Annotated in this window: 19 protein-coding genes and 1 pseudogene; 10 read left to right on the plus strand and 10 right to left on the minus strand. The window is 65.7% G+C overall.

From position 1 onward, the window contains the following. Window positions 1-67: 67 nt before the first annotated feature. On the minus strand, window positions 68-922 hold the full coding sequence (locus tag BJL86_RS16330; protein WP_067470823.1) for an alpha/beta fold hydrolase: 855 nt from the start codon (window positions 920-922) through the stop codon (window positions 68-70). Window positions 923-1,311: 389 nt separating this feature from the next. Here BJL86_RS16330 and BJL86_RS16335 point away from each other — a divergent pair, with 389 nt between their 5' ends. After that, window positions 1,312-1,803, plus strand: coding sequence for a MarR family winged helix-turn-helix transcriptional regulator (locus BJL86_RS16335; protein WP_067470826.1), 492 nt, complete (start codon window positions 1,312-1,314; stop codon window positions 1,801-1,803). A gap of 49 nt (window positions 1,804-1,852) precedes the next feature. Here BJL86_RS16335 and BJL86_RS16340 read toward each other — a convergent pair whose 3' ends face one another. Both BJL86_RS16340 and BJL86_RS16345 read right to left on the minus strand, forming a co-directional pair. After that, window positions 1,853-2,134: an Lrp/AsnC family transcriptional regulator gene (locus BJL86_RS16340; RefSeq protein WP_067470828.1), complete on the minus strand. Its 282-nt coding sequence runs from the start codon at window positions 2,132-2,134 to the stop codon at window positions 1,853-1,855. Window positions 2,135-2,182: 48 nt separating this feature from the next. Then, window positions 2,183-2,557, minus strand: a complete 375-nt coding sequence (locus tag BJL86_RS16345; protein ID WP_067470831.1) for a nuclear transport factor 2 family protein — start codon at window positions 2,555-2,557, stop codon at window positions 2,183-2,185. A 454-nt stretch (window positions 2,558-3,011) separates the two neighbouring features. Between BJL86_RS16345 and urtA the strand changes: the two genes are divergently transcribed. The 5 genes from urtA (at window position 3,012) to urtE (ending at window position 7,934) form a co-directional block, all read left to right on the plus strand. Next, a complete protein-coding gene (gene urtA / locus BJL86_RS16350; protein ID WP_231887075.1) occupies window positions 3,012-4,238 on the plus strand; it encodes an urea ABC transporter substrate-binding protein in 1,227 nt (408 codons plus the stop codon). Window positions 4,239-4,280: 42 nt separating this feature from the next. Further along, on the plus strand, window positions 4,281-5,165 hold the full coding sequence (gene urtB / locus BJL86_RS16355; RefSeq protein ID WP_067470833.1) for an urea ABC transporter permease subunit UrtB: 885 nt from the start codon (window positions 4,281-4,283) through the stop codon (window positions 5,163-5,165). Between the two features lie 89 nt (window positions 5,166-5,254). Then, window positions 5,255-6,367, plus strand: a complete 1,113-nt coding sequence (gene urtC, locus BJL86_RS16360) for an urea ABC transporter permease subunit UrtC (RefSeq protein ID WP_067470851.1) — start codon at window positions 5,255-5,257, stop codon at window positions 6,365-6,367. 119 nt (window positions 6,368-6,486) lie between these two features. Next, window positions 6,487-7,236, plus strand: a complete 750-nt coding sequence (urtD, locus tag BJL86_RS16365; protein WP_067470853.1) for an urea ABC transporter ATP-binding protein UrtD — start codon at window positions 6,487-6,489, stop codon at window positions 7,234-7,236. Continuing rightward, window positions 7,233-7,934 carry an urea ABC transporter ATP-binding subunit UrtE gene (gene urtE, locus BJL86_RS16370; RefSeq protein WP_067470835.1) on the plus strand — a complete coding sequence of 234 codons (702 nt, stop codon included), beginning with the start codon at window positions 7,233-7,235 and terminating at the stop codon, window positions 7,932-7,934. The genes urtD and urtE overlap by 4 nt, the downstream gene beginning before the upstream one ends. 40 nt (window positions 7,935-7,974) lie before the next feature. On the opposite strand, the gene BJL86_RS16375 is transcribed toward urtE, so the two are convergent. Beyond that, a complete protein-coding gene (locus BJL86_RS16375) occupies window positions 7,975-9,378 on the minus strand; it encodes an NAD(P)/FAD-dependent oxidoreductase (protein ID WP_082908257.1) in 1,404 nt (467 codons plus the stop codon). A 337-nt stretch (window positions 9,379-9,715) separates the two neighbouring features. Here BJL86_RS16375 and BJL86_RS16380 point away from each other — a divergent pair, with 337 nt between their 5' ends. The 3 genes from BJL86_RS16380 (at window position 9,716) to BJL86_RS16390 (ending at window position 12,663) form a co-directional block, all read left to right on the plus strand. Next, the gene (locus tag BJL86_RS16380; protein WP_067470836.1) at window positions 9,716-10,822 is read left to right on the plus strand and encodes a FecCD family ABC transporter permease; all 1,107 of its coding nucleotides are present in this window, start codon (window positions 9,716-9,718) and stop codon (window positions 10,820-10,822) included. Between the two features lie 87 nt (window positions 10,823-10,909). After that, window positions 10,910-11,884 carry an ABC transporter substrate-binding protein gene (locus BJL86_RS16385; protein ID WP_067470838.1) on the plus strand — a complete coding sequence of 325 codons (975 nt, stop codon included), beginning with the start codon at window positions 10,910-10,912 and terminating at the stop codon, window positions 11,882-11,884. Beyond that, on the plus strand, window positions 11,881-12,663 hold the full coding sequence (locus BJL86_RS16390) for an ABC transporter ATP-binding protein (RefSeq protein ID WP_067470840.1): 783 nt from the start codon (window positions 11,881-11,883) through the stop codon (window positions 12,661-12,663). The genes BJL86_RS16385 and BJL86_RS16390 overlap by 4 nt, the downstream gene beginning before the upstream one ends. Here the strand turns inward: BJL86_RS16390 and BJL86_RS16395 are convergent. Then, window positions 12,660-14,072: an MFS transporter gene (locus BJL86_RS16395; protein ID WP_067470842.1), complete on the minus strand. Its 1,413-nt coding sequence runs from the start codon at window positions 14,070-14,072 to the stop codon at window positions 12,660-12,662. The two genes, BJL86_RS16390 and BJL86_RS16395, sit on opposite strands and share 4 nt — an antisense overlap. 79 nt (window positions 14,073-14,151) lie before the next feature. Then, window positions 14,152-14,547 carry a DoxX family protein gene (locus BJL86_RS16400; RefSeq protein ID WP_067470844.1) on the minus strand — a complete coding sequence of 132 codons (396 nt, stop codon included), beginning with the start codon at window positions 14,545-14,547 and terminating at the stop codon, window positions 14,152-14,154. Between the two features lie 261 nt (window positions 14,548-14,808). Between BJL86_RS16400 and BJL86_RS16405 the strand changes: the two genes are divergently transcribed. Then, complete coding sequence (locus BJL86_RS16405) at window positions 14,809-15,678, plus strand: alpha/beta fold hydrolase (protein ID WP_082908258.1); 870 nt, start codon at window positions 14,809-14,811, stop codon at window positions 15,676-15,678. On the opposite strand, the gene BJL86_RS16410 is transcribed toward BJL86_RS16405, so the two are convergent. The 4 genes and pseudogenes from BJL86_RS16410 to BJL86_RS16425 form a co-directional block, all read right to left on the minus strand. After that, entirely contained in the window at window positions 15,675-16,814 is a 1,140-nt protein-coding gene (locus BJL86_RS16410; RefSeq protein ID WP_156515161.1) for an esterase/lipase family protein, read from the minus strand. The genes BJL86_RS16405 and BJL86_RS16410 overlap by 4 nt on opposite strands. Window positions 16,815-16,885: 71 nt before the next feature. Continuing rightward, window positions 16,886-18,079, minus strand: coding sequence for an IS30 family transposase (locus tag BJL86_RS16415; protein ID WP_197487682.1), 1,194 nt, complete (start codon window positions 18,077-18,079; stop codon window positions 16,886-16,888). Window positions 18,080-18,641: 562 nt separating this feature from the next. After that, window positions 18,642-19,478, minus strand: a pseudogene (locus tag BJL86_RS16420) (Dyp-type peroxidase); the annotation flags it as partial. Next, the gene (locus BJL86_RS16425; RefSeq protein ID WP_067470867.1) at window positions 19,370-19,918 is read right to left on the minus strand and encodes a hypothetical protein; all 549 of its coding nucleotides are present in this window, start codon (window positions 19,916-19,918) and stop codon (window positions 19,370-19,372) included. The gene BJL86_RS16425 and the pseudogene BJL86_RS16420, both read right to left, overlap by 109 nt. Window positions 19,919-19,948: the final 30 nt, after the last annotated feature.

The raw sequence follows: 19,948 nt of genomic DNA on the forward strand, positions 1-19,948 counted from the left end.
ATTACCTCGCGTCTTTCACCGACAGGTACGTGCCGGACGATCCGAATGAAAGGGGAACTCCCCCACCCTAGCGTTCGGCGTTCTTGTCGCGGAGGCTTCCCAGCCGCTTCTCGCGAGCGAAAGAACGAGCGGCCGACGTGTCGATGACCTTCGCGATCTGTTCCGGATCGTCGGACATCGGCACATGGCCGAGCCCGCGCATCGGGATGATCCGAGCCTGCGGGAACACGGTGTGCACGTTGTGACGCTGACCGGGAAATAGCACGAGGTCACGGGTGCCCCAGGCGATCGTGATCGGCAGGTTGCGGTCGGTCGGCGCCGAGAACGTGAAATCGAGGTCCGGCAGGTCGTCGAGCAGTGTGTTCTCGGCGAGAGTGTTCGCGTCGATGAGCATCGACTCGGCCGGGTACTTCCACGGGTGGGTGGAGAACACGCCGAACATCACCGAACGGCCGACCCGATTAGCCGAGAGCCGCGGCACCAGCGGCTTGATCACCCCCACGGATTTCTTCAGCGCGAGGAACACCTGCTCGGCGTGTTTGAGTTCGAAGCGGTTGCGGAAGAACCCCGCCGGCGAAATCCCGGTGACCCCGCTGGCCAGGCCCCGGCTGCCCATCTCTAGCGCCACGTATCCGCCCAACGAATTGCCCACGAGGTGCGGGCGCTGTCCGGACCCGCCGAGCTCGCCGATGACGTCGACGAGGGAATCGAGAACGTAAGGAATCGGATTCGAGCCCTCGGGAATCGCTCCGGAGGCACCGTGGCCAGGCAGATCGAACGTCACGACCCGGTACTTCTCGGCGAGCAGCGGGACGACGGGATCCCAGGCGTGCTGCTGGTGGACGACGCCGTGGATGAGAATCACGGTGGGCGCATCCGGGTCGCCGTGCACTGTCGAGGCGATCTCGAGTCGATTGGCCATGGCTACTCGGTTTACCACGACTTACCGTCGGAAGCGGGGCTAATCGCCGGAATACACCTTGTTCGACGGCGGCGCATCGGCGTCGGGCGTGGAAAATCTCGGCCGTCCGACGTCATATATCGGTGAGAATTTTCTGAAATATGATGTCGGGTAATGATTTTGACGGTTAACAACGCTAATGTTAGTTGCGTGGTCGATGGCCAACGGGGGATGTGGGTCATCGCAGTGGGGGTCTGTACGAAACGAGGGGAATCTCTGCGGTTTCGGGCGATCTATTTCGCGGCGCCGAGTGCGGGGCACACCCGTTCCCCGGGGCGAAAGATGGTCGACCGGGGCCGATTCCCGTCCTTCGAAGACCTCTATCGAATTCATTGGTTGAGGGGGACGATATGGGGACGAATACGTGGCAAGAGGTCGACGCGGAAACGGCGGCCGATGGGAACGAGATGGCGGGGCAGATCGCGCAACAGCTGCGCACTCTGGTGATGCGTTTCGAGCTGCTGAGCAGGCGCAATCGCTCGACTTTTCCGCTGAGCCACTCGCAGCTGTCGATGCTGAGCACGCTGTCCAAGCACGGATCGCTGCGGATGAGCGAGCTGGCCCGCTACGAGAATGTGCGGGTTCCGACGGTGTCGAACGCGGTGTCGACGCTCGAGGGACTCGGCCTGGTGTGCCGCGTGTCCACCGACCACGACCGGCGGGTGGTCAATGTCGCCCTCACGCCTGCGGGCCGCCAGGCGGTCAAGGAGTCGACCCAACAACGCGAGGCGTACTTCGCCGAAACCATCGCAGGGCTCCCCGAGGACAAGCGCGAGGAACTCCATCGCGCGATCCCAGCGGTGCACGACCTGCTTCAGCGCATCGAGAAGCAGGCAGGCTAAGTGTGATGTCCAGCTAAGCCTGACCTCGCGGGGTGGCCGGCCGCGAAAGTTAGTCCTCGAACCCGATCGAGAACGCGGCCTGCAGGTCGACCTTCGACAGCGCCCGGAACGCGATATGCGTCTCGGTCTCGCGGACCCCGTCGATCTTGTTGAGCTTGTCGGACACGACCTGCGCGATCTCCTCGTGCGTGCGCGTGCGCACCAGCACGATGAGGTCGATCGCGCCGGTCACCGAATACACCTCGGACACGCCTTCGAGTTCGGCGATGGCCTCGGCCACCTCGGGAATGCGGGCGGTGTCGACCTGGACGAAAACAATCGAGGTAATCACGGTCTCAATGCTAACGCCCGCACGCCTCGCGGCGCCGGGACATGTGGGTTATGAGACGTTCTCGGCGCCCCAGTAGGCCTTCATCGAGGTCACCTTGCCGTCCTCGCCGTGCACCATGAGATCCCACACGTTGATCGTCGTCGCGGTGTTCTCGTCGAACCGTGTGACCAGCTCGAAGTTGAACAGCAACTCGCTGCCGCACACCCGCGTCTCGAGCAGCGTCGCCTGCATATCCAGCGGCGCGAGGTTGTCGTAGAAGCCGCGGATCGCGTCCTTGCCCTCGTGCACGGTGCCGCCGCCGACGGGATCCTCGACCGTCGCTCCCTCGGCGTACACGCCCGCAAGCACCTCCGGGTCCGAGGCATTGAGCCCGGCGATATAGGTCTCGGCGGTCGCACGAATCTGCTCGGGCGTAGCGGCCATGGGTGGTCCCCTCTTCTTCACATATGACGTCGGACGTGCCCATCCTTACACCTGGCCGCATCCTTCGCGCCCACTTTTCCATTGCCGGGAACGCCCGAATTCGCCGTCCCACGGCCGAGGCCTCTCGGCAATGGGCTCGCTTCGACACACGCCCGTAACCGGGATCCGAAATCCGAAACCGCGGCGTAATCCCGGACACGATCGGGCTTCACATTCTCTTCTTAACGTTTTCTGGGTCGGCCGATCATGGCCGAATCGGGCACGGCGCCGCGAGTGCGCGGTGCCCGTTCCGATTGTCCGGCCCTCCCGCGCGGCGCCCTGAGCACCCGCGAGGCGGGAACCGACCGCGAAGGATGTGCCCCACGTGCCCGAAGTTCCCGAGAAATACCCCCGAACCGGACCCGAGCCTCGCCGCCGGGTGCTCTCCCGCCGGGTCCTCTCCCGCCGGGGGGCGGTGGTCTCGGCGCTGTCTTTCGCTCTCGTCGGAGCTTTGACGGCGTGCGGGGCCAGGACCTCCGATCCGCCGGGGAGCGCGGCCGTGAGCTGCGTCGACACCAGTGGGGACACCATCAAGATCGGCTCGCTCAACTCGTTGTCGGGAACGATGGCGATTTCCGAACGCACCGTGCGCGACTCCATCGCATTGGCGGTCGAGCAGATCAACGCCGACGGAGGCGTCCTCGGCAAACAGATCGAGCGCGTCGAGGAGGACGGCGCTTCGGACCCCGCGGTGTTCGCCGAGAAGGCGCAGAAGCTCATCATCTCCGATTGCGTCGCCGCGGTGTTCGGTGGCTGGACCTCGTCCTCCCGCAAGGCGATGCTCCCGGTCGTCGAGGACACGAACGCGTTGTTGTATTACCCGGTCCAGTACGAGGGGCTCGAGTCCTCACCCAATATCTTCTATTCGGGCGCGACCACGAACCAGCAGATCATCCCCGCCCTCGATTACCTTGCCGAGCAGGGAACCCAGAGCTTGTACCTCGTCGGTTCGGACTATGTCTTTCCGCAGACCGCGAACCGCGTGATCAAGGCATGGGCGCAGGCCCACGATGTCGAGGTCCTCGGCGAGGACTACACCCCTCTCGGCTCGACGGATTTCTCCACGATCGTCAACAAGGTGCGCTCGGCGAATCCCGATGCCGTGTTCAACACTCTCAATGGCGATTCCAACGTCGCGTTCTTCCGCGAATACGCCAACGCCGGCCTCAGCGCCGAGGACACCCCCGTAATCAGCGTGTCCATCGCGGAAGAGGAGGTCGCCGGCATCGGTGCCCAGAACCTCACCGGACAACTCACCTCGTGGAATTACTACGAGACGGTCGACTCTCCCGAGAATGCCTCGTTCACCGAAGCGTTCAAGAGCGCCTACGGCGCCGGCCGTCCGACGTCAGACCCGATGGAGGCCGCCTACAACTCGGTGTACCTGTGGCGCAACACGGTCGAAAAGGTCGGCAGTTTCGATGTCGACGCGATCCGGGAAGGTGCCGACGGCGTCTCCTTCGACGCCCCCGAGGGCACGGTCACCATCGACGGCGAGAACAACCACCTCGCCAAGGTCGCCCGTATCGGGGAGATCCGCGAGGACGGGCTCATTCACACCATTTGGGAATCACCCGGCCGCATCGACCCCGACCCATTCCTTCGAACCTACGACTGGGCGGAAGACCTGCACACGAGCTGATCGCGCTCCCCACCCACCACTTCCGACTCGAAAGGACCCGATGTGGATATCGTCATCGGACAACTCGCGACGGGGTTGAGCGTCGGCTCGATCCTGCTGCTCGCGGCCCTCGGGCTATCGCTCACCTTCGGCCAGATGGGCGTCATCAACATGGCGCACGGCGAATTCATCATGGCAGGCTGCTACACCGCGTACGTCATCCAACAGCTCGTCTCCTCCGCCGGCGTGTCCCTGTGGCTGTCGCTCCTCGCCGGTTTCATCGTCGGTGGCCTGCTCGGAGTCGCCCTCGAGGTGACGCTCATCAAGCGACTCTACGATCGCCCGCTCGACACCCTTCTCGTCACGTTCGGTGTGGGACTTGTGCTCCAACAGATCGCCCGAGACATCTGGGGTGCGCCGGCCGTCAACGTCACCGTCCCGGACTTCCTCCGCGGCAATCTCACGATCCTCTCCGCCACCGTGCCGTACACCCGCGTATTCATCTTCGTGCTCGCCGTCGTCTGTGTCGCCGCGCTCATGGCCGCCCTCCGCTTCACCCCGATGGGCCGACGCATCCGCGCGGTCACCCTCAACCGGCAGCTCGCGGAGACCTCCGGCATCTCCTCGCGGCGCACCGATATGGTGACGTTCTTCATCGGTTCGGGCCTGGCGGGTGTGGCCGGCGTCGCGCTCACCCTTATCGGCTCGACAAGCCCTACGATCGGCCAGTCCTATCTCATCGACGCCTTCCTCGTTGTCGTGGTCGGCGGCCTCGGGAACCTTCGCGGCGCCGTCATCGCCGCGTTCGTCCTCGGCCTTCTGCAGTCCTTCTTCGAATACTCGACGACTGCCTCCCTGGCCAAAGTTTTCGTCTTCGTGGCCATCATCATCTTCCTCCAGGTCCGCCCGCAGGGCCTGTTCGCCACCCGATCCAGGAGCCTCGCATGACCGTGACCAATCGCGCAGACCATGCGCCCGCCACACAACACGCGACCGGCGACGTCAGCCCCGATTCCGGACACAAAGACCAATCACCCATGACGTCGGACGCCACGCCTGCCCGGCCGCGCTGGATCTTCCTCGCGGGGCTGGCCGTCGCCGCCGTACTGGTGTTCATCGTGGCGCCACTTGTGTTGCCGCCGTTCCGCCTCAACCTACTGGCGAAGTTCTTCTGTTACGCGATGGTCGCCACGGGGATCGGGCTGGCCTGGGGCCGAGGCGGGATGCTCACACTCGGGCAGGGCGTGTATTTCGGAATCGGCGCGTACGCGATGGCGATGTTTCTCAAGCTCTCGGACACCGCCGATCAGGGCGCCGAGGTGCCGGAATTCATGACACTCGCCGGCAGGGACGCGCTGCCCGGCTACTGGGAACCGTTCGCGAACCCGGTGTTCACCGTCGCGGTGATCCTCGTTCTTCCGCCACTCGCCGCGTTCGGTTTCGGATATCTGGTGTTCCACCGGAAGGTCAAGGGCGCGTACTTCGCGATTTTGTCGCAGGCCCTCGCCGCCGCGGCCGCGATCTTCCTCGTCTCCCAGGCGACTCTCGGCGGCTCGAACGGACTCAATCAGTTCCGCGGCTTCTTCGGGTACGTCATCTACGATCCGGCGAATCGCGTCGCGCTGTACATGCTCACCGGCGCTGCACTCATCGGTTGTGTGCTGCTCGTGCGCCAACTCATGTATTCGCGCTTCGGCGAACTTCTCGTCGCGGTGCGCGACCAGGAGGAGCGCGTCCGCTTCCTCGGCTACGATCCGGCCCTGATCAAGGCCACGGCCTACGCCGTCGCCGCGCTCACCGCATCGGTCGGCGGGGCGCTGTTCGTCCCCGTCGTCGGGATCATCTCGCCATCGTCCATCGGCATCGCCCCGTCCATCGCGTTTCTCATCGGCGTCGCGATCGGCGGGCGCACCACGCTGCTGGGCCCGGTACTCGGCGCGATCGGCGTCGCGTGGGCGCAGACCACGTTCTCCGAGGCCTACCCGTCTCAGTGGACCTACCTGCAGGGGCTGCTGTTCATCGTCGTCGTCGGGTTCCTTCCCGGCGGTCTCGCCTCGTTGTTGATCGCCCGTCGTCGCCGCGCCCGCGCAGCGGACGCCGGTTCCGCGGGCGACACCGCCATCACTTCCGCGAAGGAGACCTCGTCATGAGTCAGCAGTCCACCCAGTCCGACGGCATGCGAGCCACTGGTCGCGGCACCGCGGAAGCCCCCGCCGCAATCGCCACCACACCGCGCCGCGGAAACTCGGCAACCGGCGGTTCCACGCCGATGCGCGGAGTATTCCTCGAGATCGAGAATCTGCGCGTCACCTTCGACGACTTTGTCGCCATCGACGACGCCTCGCTGTCCTTCTACTCCGGGGACCTGCGCTTTCTCATCGGGCCCAACGGTGCCGGAAAGACCACTCTCGTCGACGCCATCACCGGGCTCGCCCCGGCGAAGGGCCGCATCGAGGTCTCGGGGCAGCCCATCCTCGGCACCCCCACGCACAAGCTCGCCCGACTGGGCATCGGCCGCACGTTCCAGAACGCCTCGGTATTCGAGGAACTCACCGTCGAGCAGAACATGGACATCGCCTCCGGCGCCCGCCGCGGCTGGACCACCCTGCTGCGACGCCGCCGCGGTATGACGAGCAAGGTCCGCGACACGCTCGAGACCGTCGGACTGTCCGCCTACGCGGACACGAAGGCCGGCGTCCTGTCCCACGGGCAGAAGCAGTGGCTCGAGATCGGGATGCTTCTAGTGCAGGACTGTACGGTGCTCCTTCTCGACGAGCCCGTCGCCGGAATGGGGAAGGACGAGCGCCAGGCCACCGGCCGATTACTACAAAAGATCGCCGAGGACCACGCCGTGATCGTCGTCGAACACGACATGGAATTCATGCGCGAGTTCGCGACCTCGGTAACGGTTCTGGCACAGGGCTCGGTCCTCGCCGAGGGATCCGTCGCCGACATCCAATCCGATCCCGCGGTCCGCGAAGTTTATCTGGGCACCGCAGAAATGGAGAACGACCGATGACCTCGCTACTCGAGATCTCCGGCGTCCACGCCGGTTACGACAAGACCGAGATCCTCCACGGGGTATCTCTACACGTGCCTGCGGGCGGCGTCGCCGCCGTACTCGGGCACAACGGCGCCGGAAAGACGACCCTGCTACGCACCGCGGTCGGCCTTCTCCCCGTGAAGAAGGGGACCATCACGTTTGACGGCGAAGAGGTGAGTTCGCTCAGCCCGCACGCCCGCGTCGCGCGCGGTTTCGGCTACGTACCGCAAGGTCAGCAGTCCTTCGCTCAACTTTCCACGCGGGACAACTTGCAGCTCGTCGCCGACGGCCGTGCACGCGGCAAGCAGCTCATCGCCGAGGCCCTCGACACCTTCCCGGCATTGACCTCGCTGCTGGACCGCAAGGCGGGACTGCTCTCCGGCGGCCAGCGCCAGCAGCTCGCCATCGCCAGGGCCCTGATCACGTCCCCACGGTTGCTGGTTCTCGACGAGCCGACCGAGGGCATCCAGCCCAACGTCGTCGCCGAAATCGAGGGAATCATTTCCTCGCTAGCGCAGCGTGGTGACCTCTCCGTGCTACTCGTCGAGCAACACGTGGGTTTCTCGCTGCGCGCCTCCGACGTGTACTCGGTGCTCGATTCGGGGCGGATCACACATTCGGGCGTCTCCGGCGCCTCGGCCGATGCCGAGGTCTCGGAGGCGCTGGCGATCTAGCGGAGGCGCTTCGCCGCCTCCGCTCTGGTCGTGAGAGGAGCTATTTCTCCTCGAGGCGCATCATCGCCTGGCGGCCGTAAGCCCACTGCTTCGTCGAGGTCAGCTGCGCGCGCCGGTTACCGTTGACCTGCATGCCCCACGACACGATGGCCATGAAGCGGTTGCGGAAACCGACGAGCGTAGCCAGGTGCACCGCGAGCCACATCACCCACGCGACAAAGCCGGAGATCTCGAACTTACCGACCTTGACCACAGCGCTGTAGCGCGAGACCGTCGCCATCGACCCCTTGTCGAAGTACTTGAACGGCTTGCGCTGGGTGGTCGAGGCTCCGTCGAGCTCGTTGGAAATGAGCTTGGCGACGTAGCGGCCGCCCTGCTGCGCGAACGGCGCGACGCCAGGCCAGTTGTTGAGGTTGACCATGTCACCGATGAGGAAGATGTTCTTCTGACCCGGCAGGGAGAAGTCCTCGTTGACCATCACGCGCCCGGCCCGGTCGACCTCGGCGCCGGTCTGCTCCGCGAGGTGCTTGCCCAGAGGGCTCGCGGCGACACCCGCGGACCAGATCTTGCACGAGGCCGAAATGCGGCGCACCTCCCCGCTGGAGTCCTTGACCTCGATGCCGTCGTAGTCGACGTTCTGCACCATCGCGTTGAGCTGCACCTCGACGCCGAACTTCTCGAGCGCCTGGCGGGCCTTCCCACCGAGGTTCTCGCCGAACGGAGGCAGGACCAGCGGCGCCGCATCGAGTAGAACCACCCGCGCATCTGCCGGATTTATTGCGCGGAAGCTGTCGGTGAGCGTTTTGTGCGCGAGCTCGGCGACCTGTCCGGCCATCTCCACGCCCGTCGGACCGGCGCCGACGATGATGAACGTGAGCAGCCGGCGGCGCTCGTCCTCATCCTCGGTAATCTCGGCCTGCTCGAAGCAGCCGAGAATGCGCGAGCGCAGCTCGAGCGCGTCGTCGATCGTCTTCATGCCCGGCGCGTAGACCTCGAAATGATCGTTGCCGAAGTAGGACTGACCGGCGCCCGCGGCGACGACGAGACTGTCGTATTCCACGGCGAAGGACACGTGGCCCATCTCCGCATACAGCGTCTGGTTCTCGACGTCGATGTTCTCGACGTCCCCGAGGACGACGCGGGCGTTGTCCTGGTCGCGCAGGATCATCCGCGTAGACGGGGCGATCTCGCCGACGGACAGAATGCCGGTGGCGACCTGGTAGAGCAGCGGCTGGAAGAGGTGGTGGCCGGTGCGCGCGACGATCGTCACCTCGACATCGTCACGTCCCTTGAACTGCTGCGCCGCGGCGAGCCCACCGAAACCGGAGCCGACGATCACGACGCGATGCTTGCTCGTGTCCGACGGATCGTCGTTGATCACAGGTTCGTTGCCGGTAATGGTGTACGGCTCGATCGGCCCGTCGATGTTCGTTTGTTCGACCATGGACTCTCCTAAAATCGTTTATTCTCCCGGCCCAGGTTAGCGGCCAGAAGGCACCCGCACATCGCCAGTGTTGTGGCAGCGGACCAACACCACGAAATTCTATGCCCCCACCCGCGTGCCCGCTGAGCTAGTCGCCCCCGGATGTGAATCCTGCGCCCAGCGCCGGGATTTCGCAGAGCATCACGCGTGGCCGGGCACCGCAACGACGGGAGGTTCGGCATGGCCCCGGCTGGCATGTAACCGCCCTGTTAACAGTGCGTTTCCGGCTTAGTCACGCACTGTTCGCTGCCCTAGGGTCGAAGACATCGGACAGACCGGCCACGGGGAGGGACGCGACATGACTTCACGGCCGTCGCTCCCGAACACCGGCACCGATCCACGGCTCGCGGCGGATCCGCTCGGACTGCGCGCGCAGCGCACACGGCTCGCTATGTGGTTGGGCGTCTCCGGCGTCATCGCCGTGGGCGTGATGGTGGCGGGGATCGTGGCAGGCCCCGCAGCGGTCGCACCGGCCGATGTGCTCCGCATCATCGCGTCGAACGTGGCCGGGCACCCTTCCGATGCCGCACTGTCGGTCGACGAGGCGATCGTGTGGCAGATCCGGGCACCCCGAGTCGTGCTCGCCGCTGCGGTCGGAGCAGGGCTGGCACTGGCGGGCGTGGTGCTTCAAGCGGTTGTGCGCAACGTGCTCGCCGATCCATACGTCCTGGGCATCAACTCCGGGGCGAGCTGCGGCGCGGCGGCCGCGCTCTTGTTCGGATTCGGAGCGGGATTCGGCGACTACGCCCTGCAGACCTGCGCATTCTTCGGGGCGGCGGCCGCCTCGGCGCTCGTGTTCGCGGTTGCCCGGGGCGCGGGCCGACTATCGTCGGTGCGTCTGCTCATGGCCGGGGTGGCGGTGGGCTATGCCCTCGCCGCATGCACGTCGTTCCTCGTCTTCGCCTCCGATTCCACAGAAGGGGCACGCACCGTGCTCTTCTGGCTCCTGGGCTCGCTCGGCCTCGCCGCATGGAACGGGCCGCTCGCCGCGGTCGTTCTCGCCGTGGGCACGGCGCTGGCGCTGGGAATGTTCTTCGGCCGCCGCATCGATGTCCTCTCCGCGGGCGACGACGCCGCGCGCGCCCTCGGCATCGACCCGGACCGGCTTCGCCTCGCCCTCGTCGCCGGAGTCTGTGTCCTCGTCGGCATCCTCGTCGCCATGGCCGGCTCTATCGGCTTCGTCGGGCTCGTCGTCCCGCACCTCGCGCGACTCGCCGTCGGGGGCACGCACCGCGCGCTGATCCCTGTCTCCGCGCTGTTCGGCGCCATCCTACTCGTCGCCTCCGACATCCTCGCCCGCACGGTTCTCGCCCCGCAAGAGATCCCGATCGGCATCGTCACGGCCGTGTTGGGCGCGCCTTTCCTACTCATCCTCGTCCGCCGCATGACCACAGTGAGGTTCTAGAACGTGTGCCCTTCCCGCGCCCGCATCGGCCATATCCATCGCCGCCGTCGACCGGGTATCCCCATCGCCACCAGAGGGACCTCTGCAATGGTCGCGACGGCGCTACTCGCCGGCTCGCTCACAGGCTGCGGCGCGTCGTCGACGACTACTTCCTCGGTCTCTATTTCCGTCGAGAATTGCGGCGAACGCCTCTCGCTCGACGAGCCGCCCAAGCGCGTGACGGTCCTCGACAGCGCGTCGATCCCCACACTCCACCGCCTCGGCGTGTTCGACCGGATCGGCGCGCGCGCCGGCCTCTACCCGGCCGAATACTACGACGCCGAGCTCAACGCCGCGCTGAGCGAGGTTTCCTCGCTCACGGAGCGGGTCGACGCCACGGGTCACCTGCAGATCTCGGCCGAAACAGTGGTCGCAACCGCCCCGGACCTCGTGCTCGGCCAGTCCGATACCGTCAATCGGCGCACACTCGCGACCGCCGGCATCGAGGTCATCGACGAGCCCGCCTTCTGCGGCTCGCTCGACCACGACGCGAGCTTTGCCGATGTGTGGTCTCAGATCCGCACCTACGGAAAGGTCTTCGACCGTGCCGGCCGTGCGGAGGAGTACATAGACGAGCTGTCCGGTCAACTCGAAAGCCTGACGTCGGACGTGCCGAACGGCCATGCGGACAGTCCCACCGTTGCGGTACTTTATCCCACTCTCGGGGGTGGCAGCACCTACGCCTACGGCCGGCGGTCGATGTCGAATCCGGTGGTCGAGGCCGCAGGTCTCGACAATGTCTTCTCGGACACCGCCGACCGTGTGTTCGAGGTGACCGGCGAGGAGCTCGTCGCCCGCGATCCCGACTTCATCATCGCGCTGCACTCGGACGGCTCGCCTGCCGATGTTCGTTCCGCGGTCGGGCAGATCCCGGGAATCGGGGCCGTGACCGCGTTGCGTGAGGAGGCCGTCCTGCCGCTGCTACTCGGCTTCGCCGAGCCCCCGACCCCGCTCGCCGTCGACGGCCTGGAGAAGGTCCACACTTTCGTTTCCGCACACAACCGAGCCGAGGTGCGACGGTGATTCGTGGTTCACGTGTGGGCGTGGCGCGCGGACACGTCCGGGCCGTCAACGGTGTCTCGATCGATATCGCCGACGGTCGAACCCTCGGCATCGTCGGACCGAATGGCTCGGGAAAGACCTCGCTTCTCCGGGCGCTGGCCGGGACTCTTCCCGTGAGTGGGGGCTCGGTAGCGCTGGATAACCGCGGCATCGACTCCTACTCCGATCGTGAGCGGGCGCGTCGCATCGCACTAGTCGTGCAGGAAGAGCCGGGCGACCTTCCCCTCACCGTTGCCGATTCGGTGGCGCTCGGAAGATTTCCGCAGCAGGGATTCGCGGCGCAATTGACCAGCGCAGACGCGGCCATAATCACCGCGACTCTACGGAGAGTGGACATGCTGGATTTCGCGCGACGACGCATGGACACGCTGTCCGGCGGAGAGAGGCAACGCGCGCTCATCGCGCGGGCGCTCGCGCAGGAGGCCACGCATATCCTGCTCGACGAGCCGACGAACCACCTCGACATCCGCCACGCCCATGAGGTGCTCGGGCTCGTCGCCTCGCTGGACGTGGCCGCCGGCATCGTCCTCCACGACCTCAATCTCGCCGCGCAGTTCTGCGACGAGATCGCCGTAATGTCCGAGGGGGCCATCCTCGCGTCCGGCGCACCGGATCAGGTGCTCACGCCCGAGATCCTCGAGCCCGTGTACGGGGTGCGTGTGCGCCGGGCGGACATCGACGGCGCCATCACGCTTGCCTTTCGCAGTGACCCCGCGCGCTCGGCCCCCGGCGTCCGCTAGCGGATGTCCGCCGCCCGCGACACACGTCCTGACTCCTCCAAAGCGGTCCCCTTGAGCTCGGGCAGGGTGAATGCGGCCAATGCGGCAATGACAAAGGCGATGGCGAATACGGCGAAGACGAGAACCTGGCCTCCGCCGTCAAGAAGTAGTGGCACGAGCAGCGGCGCGATGATGGACGCGAGCCGCCCGAAGGCGGCGGCCTGGCCGGTGCCGGTGGCGCGCATGGCCGTGGGATACAGCTCCGGGCCTATCGCGTACAGCGCGCCCCAGGCGCCGAGGTTGAAGAACGATAGCGCCATACCCGCGGCGATGACGGTCCCCGGGGAGTCGGCGAGGCCGAAGAGCCCGGCGGCCACTGCGGACCCCGAGAGGAATACGGCGAGGGTCAGCCGGCGGCCCCATACCTCGATGAGCCACGCCGCGGCGGCGTAGCCGGGCAGCTGCGCGAGCGTGATGATGAGGGTGTACTCGAATGATTTGACCAGGTCGAAGCCCTGCGCGACAAGCAGGCTCGGAAGCCAGATGAAGGCGCCGTAGTAGGAGAAGTTGATGCCGAACCACACGATCCACAGCGCGAGTGAGCGGCCGCGGTAGCGGCGCGACCACAGCGAGTCGCCGCGCTCGTCGGGCAGTCCGGCAGCAGCGGGCTGCGTCCCCGGGTCGGCCCGGCCGGCCGGCGTCACCCCTTCGTGTCCGCCCTCTCGCTCGCGCAGGTCCTGGACCGAGGGCTTGTGGTCCGGGCCGGCGGAGTCCTCGAAGCGGCGCACGACGGCCTCGGCCTCGGCCTGCTTCCCACGGGATTCGAGGTAGCGAACCGATTCGGGCATACCGAAGCGTATGACCAGCGCGTAGGCGGCCGGAACGAGGCCGAAGGCCAGCGCCCAGCGCCAGCCGTCGTCGCCGAGAGGCACGACGAAGTAGCCGATGAGCGCGGCGAGAATCCACCCCAACGCCCAGAAGGCCTCGAGACCCACGACGACGCGGCCGCGGATTTTGCGCGGGGCGAACTCGCTGATCAACGTCGAGGCCACGGGCAGCTCTGCGCCGAGGCCGAGTCCGACGAGGAAGCGAAGCGCGATGAGCATCACCAGGCCGGTAGACAGAGCCGCGGCGCCGGTCGCCAAGCCATAGACGAGGAGGGTGAGCGCGAAAACGTAGCGGCGACCGAATTTATCGGCGAGCAACCCGCCGACGCTCGCGCCGATAGCCATGCCCACGAAGCCAATGGACGCGACGAGGCTATTCTCCGTCGGGGTCAGCCCCCATTGCACGGTGAGCGCCGCCATGACGAAGGAAATGAGACCCACGTCCATCGCGTCGAGAGCCCAGCCGATCCCGGCCCCGCCGAGCATGCGGCGGTGGCGCGGTGTAAAGGGTAGCTCGTCGAGTCGCTGGGTACGGGTCCTCATGCACGACGACTCTAAACCTGTTCAAAGGTTTCTCACAGTTTAATGTGAGGTGTGCCACATCAGGACTGGCGCGGGTGGTCTACTTCTTCGGCGTTCCGGCGATGACGGCGAGGCCGCCTGCGACCGCGAGGTTCTTCACGAACTGGAGTGCCTGGTTTTTCTTCTCGCCCTTGTCTTCCTGCTCCCAGAACGCGTGGCCAGCCAGCGTTGTGGGTACGAGTGATCCGATGAGCCCGAGCGCGGACAGCCGCGGGGCGATGCCCAGAGCCATCGCCGAGCTCAGCCCGATCTGGGCGGCGCCGTTGACCTGGACGAGTTGCTTCGACCCGACCGGCAACCCGGAGAGCCCGACCTGCTCGCGCCGGGAATCGATGAGCTGCGCCAGGCCATCGGCGTTATCGATCGCGTTCTGCGCACCGAGGATGAACACCGGCGCGAAAAGAGCGCGGCCGAGGAATGCGGTGGGGTTAGCCATGGGACGTCGCTTTCATTCGAGGGATGAGCGCAATCGGAGAGATTGCCATGGGCATTATTACCAGCGACGTTGATGTGACAACGAATTCCCCGTTCGATGCCTCCACACGACCGTCGAACGGCCGAGGCCACAGTCGCACCAAAAGCGGTACAGCACTACCCTGCGTCACAGCCGCCATGCGCAGGGCTGATGCAGGGGCGGCCCACCTGGGTTACCGTTGGGCCCAGCACCACCGAACCCGATTACCGGAGGTGATCCGAGGTGGCCGCAATCACCACGCGAGATGGCGTGACCTTGCATGTATTCGATAACGAAGCCCCTGGCCGTCCTGTCGTGCTGATCCACGGCTGGCCCCTGTCCGGAGCGTCGTGGGAAAACCAGGTCGGTGCGCTCTCGCGTGCCGGGTACCGGGTGATCACCTACGATCGGCGCGGATTCGGTCGCAGCGACAAGCCAGAAGACGGCTACGACTACGACACCTTTGCTGCAGACCTAGAGGACGTGATGGCCGGCTTGGACCTCAGGGAGGCGACTATCGTCGGCTTCTCGATGGGCGGCGGTGAGGTTGCACGCTACATAGCCAGCTCGGGAGAGGATCGTCTGCACAGCGCGGTGTTCCTCTCCTCCGTTCCCCCGGCGATGCTGCACTCCGCGGACAACCCCGACGGACCGTTGACGCCGGACGCCGCGCACGAAATGCGGTCCGGTCTCGAAACGGACAGGGACGCGTTTTTCGAGGACTTCATCACGAACTTTTTCTCCGTAGACGGAGAACTCGTGGTGCCGGGCGGTGAGCGACACAAGGCGCTCGATATGGCGCGCCAGAGCGATCACCGAGCCGCCCTCGGCGCGATGGATGCGTTCGCCACAACGGATTTCCGCCGCGACCTCGACAAGGTCACCGTCCCGACCCTGGTCATCCACGGCGACAGCGACGATATCGTCCCGCTCGCTGGTTCGGGCGCCCGAACGGCCTCCGCGATCGAGACGGCGTCCCTCACCGTCATTCCGGGCGCCGGGCACGGGCTCCTGTCCAGCCACCCGAACGAGGTCAACGAGGCGCTGCTGGCATTTCTCGGCGGGGCCGGCGGAACGGAGCACGCCGCCGGCGCCGCCGGACCTGCGGGCTAGCGCACCCAGGGCGCGAAGGGCGCGACCGGCATGCACGGCACCTCTTGCGCGTTCTCCGGGTCGAGCGCATTGAGGACGTAACGCCACGCCCGCTCGCTGTACAAGGTGGAAATGTGCTCGGACAGGTCCTCCGGGCACCCTTCCTGCAGGTCGATGTTCGTCACGTTGTCGGCCTCGGCATAGAACTGCCTGTCGTATGGCGTGACGACCCAGTCGTAGTGGGTGACGATCGCCGTCGTTTCCACCCCCGGCGCCGCAGTCGTACCGTCCGGGTACACCTGCTTGGCGACCTCCGAGTCGAAGACCTGGTCGGTCAGGCCCGCCGCCGATCCGCCGAGGCTGCCGAATACGAGCGGGCCGATCACGGGAATGAGCGAACGAAGGAATGCGAATTCGCTCAACGTCGTGCCGGTCGACGGGGAGATACCTACCTTCGTGTGCACCTTTTCCGCCCCACCCAGGAGCTTGAGGTAGTAGTCGGGCGTGATTCCGCCGCCCTGGGAGTGGCCGACGAGGTCGACCTGGTCTGCGCCGGTGGCCTCGAGCACCTGGTCCACGGTGTCCGAGAGGGCCTGGGCGGCCGAAGGGATGTCGTCGAGGGCCTGGAACGCCGATCCCGACACCGGGGCGATATTGCCGTAGTTATAAGTGAAAACGCAGTATCCGGCATTCTTGAGCAGAGGCGCACCCGCCTGGAAGGCAAGGGCCTGCGTCGTGGACGTCGGGTTGACGAGGACGACGGGGCGGGGATGCTCGGGGCTGGGCTCACAGTTCCAGTCGTTGGCCCCCGGGGGCGGGGTATTCGGCGCGAGCATCGCCGAGACACCCGCGGAGATATTGAACGGCACCGGCAGCGGCCCGCGCGTGGGATCCTCACCTATTTCGAGGTCGGGATCGAATTCGGGCGGAGAAAACAGCGACCCCGAGACCGAGTCCGACAGTTCCGTCGAGCCGAGCGATCCCGTGGACCCACCCTGATCTACGGAGCCCACCGAGTCACCAGAGCCCTCCGAACCGATCGACGCGCCCGGCACGCTCTGCGCGGCCGCATTCCCGATGATCGATCCGCCGAGTGCGATCGAGCCGGCCAGCGCGATGGCGATCCGCGCGGGACGAGATAGTGATCTGCGTGACATATTGCTCCTAGCAACCGAAATAATAGTTCACGCAGACAAGGCGGTTTCTAGTGGTCGACGCAACACTGCTGTTAGTTGGTGGTGATTAGATCACGCAGACGCTCGGCTGGGGTATCCCAGTCGAGCGTTTTGCGTGGACGGCCGTTGAGTTCCTGGGCGACGTGCTCGAGATCGGTAGGACTGTGAACGCTCAGGTCGGTGCCCTTGGGGAAGTACTGCCGCAGCAGGCCGTTGGTGTTCTCGTTGCTTCCGCGCTGCCAGGGGCTGGCAGGGTCGCAGAAGTAGACCTGCATGTCGGTGGCGACCGTGATCTGCTTGTGTCGGGCGAGTTCGGCACCTTGATCCCAGGTCAGCGATCCGCGTAGGTGCGCGGGCAGATCACCGATCGCGGTGATGAGCGCGTCGCGGACCTGTTCGGCGTCGTGCCCGTCGGGCAGGTGCAGCAACATCGTGTAGCGGGTGGCACGCTCGACGAGAGTCCCGATCGCGGATTTGTTCTGCTCACCGGTGATCAGATCCCCTTCCCAATGCCCGGGAACAGCGCGGTCGTCCACTTCGGCGGGACGGTCGCTGATCATTACCATCGGGTCGACGAACCGCTGATACCGCTCACCTTCTTTCCGCTGCGGCTTACGCTTGGTCCGCCCAGTCCGGAGTGCGTGCTGCACTTCCTTCTTCAGACCGCCGCGGGCTTGGAAATACAGCGCTTGATAGATCGTTTCGTGGCTCACCCGCATGCTTTCGTCGTCGGGATGATCCCGCCGCAGACGGTGCGAGATCTGCTCCGGCGAAAGTTTTCTCGACAAGCCTTCCTCGACCGCTGCCCGCAGGACTTTGTTCACCACCAGTTTGGACCGCTTCGGCCGCACCCGCGCCGCCGCCGCATCCCGATGCGCCTGATGCGGCAGATACCGGCCAGCGATGCTGTGCTCGCGTACCTCGCGGGAGATGCTGGAGACATTCTTGCCGATCCGGGCAGCGATCGTGCGCATCGAATCCTTGACCACCAGCCCATCGGCGATCGCAATCCGGTCATCGAGAGATAGGTAACGGGTACTGATCACCGGAGATGCTGCGGCGTCTACGCAGGTCGCACTAGTCACGGTTTGTTTGTAGACCGTGCCGGATCGATAATCCACGACCCGACCGTCCGGATAGATCCGCGTGTTGCGGGTACGCCGGATTCCCTGACGCCAGTCCCGGCCGGTGCGCTCGTTGACTCCCACCTCGCGGGCCGCGCGCGCTGCGGTCCAACCCTGATCTATCAACTCGAGGAACCGTTTCTTGGCCTCCGGCTTACCGAACGCCCGCGGGGCAGCGTCAACCAGACCAGCAGCGACCAAAATTCGACGAGCCACGCAGAACGCCACACCGCACTCGATCGCTGCCTTGTTGATCGACCCGGTCCGATCGAACACCTCCACGATCTGCCTCGAGTCGGCCGGCTTGCCCACTCCACGCAGGCGCCCCACCGGCCGACCGATCGCCCGCAAAATCGCATAACACCGCTGCCGTGGCACACCCACCACCACAGCGGCTTCCTTCACCGGAACCCCGGCATCAACCAGCCGCGCTAACTGGTCACCGAACTGAACACAGTCCTCCTGAAACGACATGATCGCCGCAACCTCTCATCTGAGAGTGTTGCGACGATCATGTGAACCCGCGACAATATTGTTATGTGAGCCGATTTTTATTGCTTTTGCTTAAAACCCACTTTCCCGGTACCCCCATTTTTCAGTGATCCAGCACACGCCATTGTCGGTTTTTTCCACGATTCCGCTGGCCACGACGTCAGACCCTGTGACTGTCGACAACTTTTTCCGACTACCCCTCCAACAGCTCCTGCCCCCACCATTGCCCTTCTGCAAGGTCGGGCGGGCACGCGTACACGCCGGACGAGGTGTGAGTGATGTACTCATTGAGCGCGTCCGAACGCGACAGTCGGCGCTGCAGCGGAACGAACTGCGCCACGGGATCACGTTGAAAGCAGATGAAGAACAGCCCGGCATCGAGGTGTCCGAATCCATCGGAACCGTCGGTGAAGTTATAGCCGCGTCGCAGGATCCGGGTGCCCGAATTGGTATCGGGGTGCGCCAGCCGGACATGGGAATCCTCTGGGATCACCGGCTGCCGCCCGGTGGTCATCGCGAAGTCGGGTTCGTCGAACTCGACGGCCTGGCCGAGCGGGGCGCCCTCGCGCTTGTCCCGGCCAATGACGCGTTCCTGCTCGGTGAGATTCGCGCGGTCCCACGCCTCGATGTCCATCCGGATTCGCCGGGTGACCATGTAGGTGCCGCCGTCCATCCACGAAGGACCGTCGCCCGACTGCGCCCATACCTGCGAATCCAGGGCTCCGACGTCATCGGATTTGATGTTGGCGGTGCCGTCCTTGAACCCGAACATGTTGCGGGGCGTGCGCTGCGCGCTGGTCGTCGACGCGGTGCGGCCGAAGCCGAGCTGCGAATAGCGCACCCCGACCACGCCGAAACCCATCCGCGCGAGATTGCGGATCGCGTGTACGGCGACCTGCGGGTCATCGGCGCAGGCCTGAATCACGATGTCGCCGTGGGAGCGCGCCGGATCGATGTCGTCCCCGGCGAATATCGGCAGATCCTCGAGCGCGGCCGGGCGTCGACGAGCGCGCTCGTCTGGTCGACGAGGACGTCAGTCTGGCCGGGCACGTAGTCGAGGTACTCCGACTTCGCATCCTCTACTTCCGTGGACCCCTGGAGGGTCTCCTTCTCCTCGCCGCTCACGGCGATCTCGCCGGAGATCCCACGACCGACCGTGCCGGGCTTGCACGCCACCCGGTAGCCCCCGGGCGAGGCGATGTCCACGATGAGCGTGCCCTTGAGGCCCGGCCCGATATTCTCGACCTCTCCGAGGACGCGGCTGTCTTCACCAAAGACGTAGAACTCGGTGACCCTGTCGCCGGCGCTTTCCACCGTGAATCGCACGGGACTGGTCTGCGCTTCGGAGCTGCCGAGTTCACAATCGTCATTCGAGCTGGTGACGGCGATCGGCGCGTTCTCGCCCTCGCCCGTGTCGCCGCCGTCCTTTTCCGCGCAGGCGGCGAGTGAGCCGACGCCGATGGCAAACACGGCCCACGTTGCCGCGGCCCATCAGCAAAT

Origin of the sequence: Dietzia timorensis (assembly GCF_001659785.1) — a bacterium.
Lineage (GTDB): Bacteria > Actinomycetota > Actinomycetes > Mycobacteriales > Mycobacteriaceae > Dietzia > Dietzia timorensis.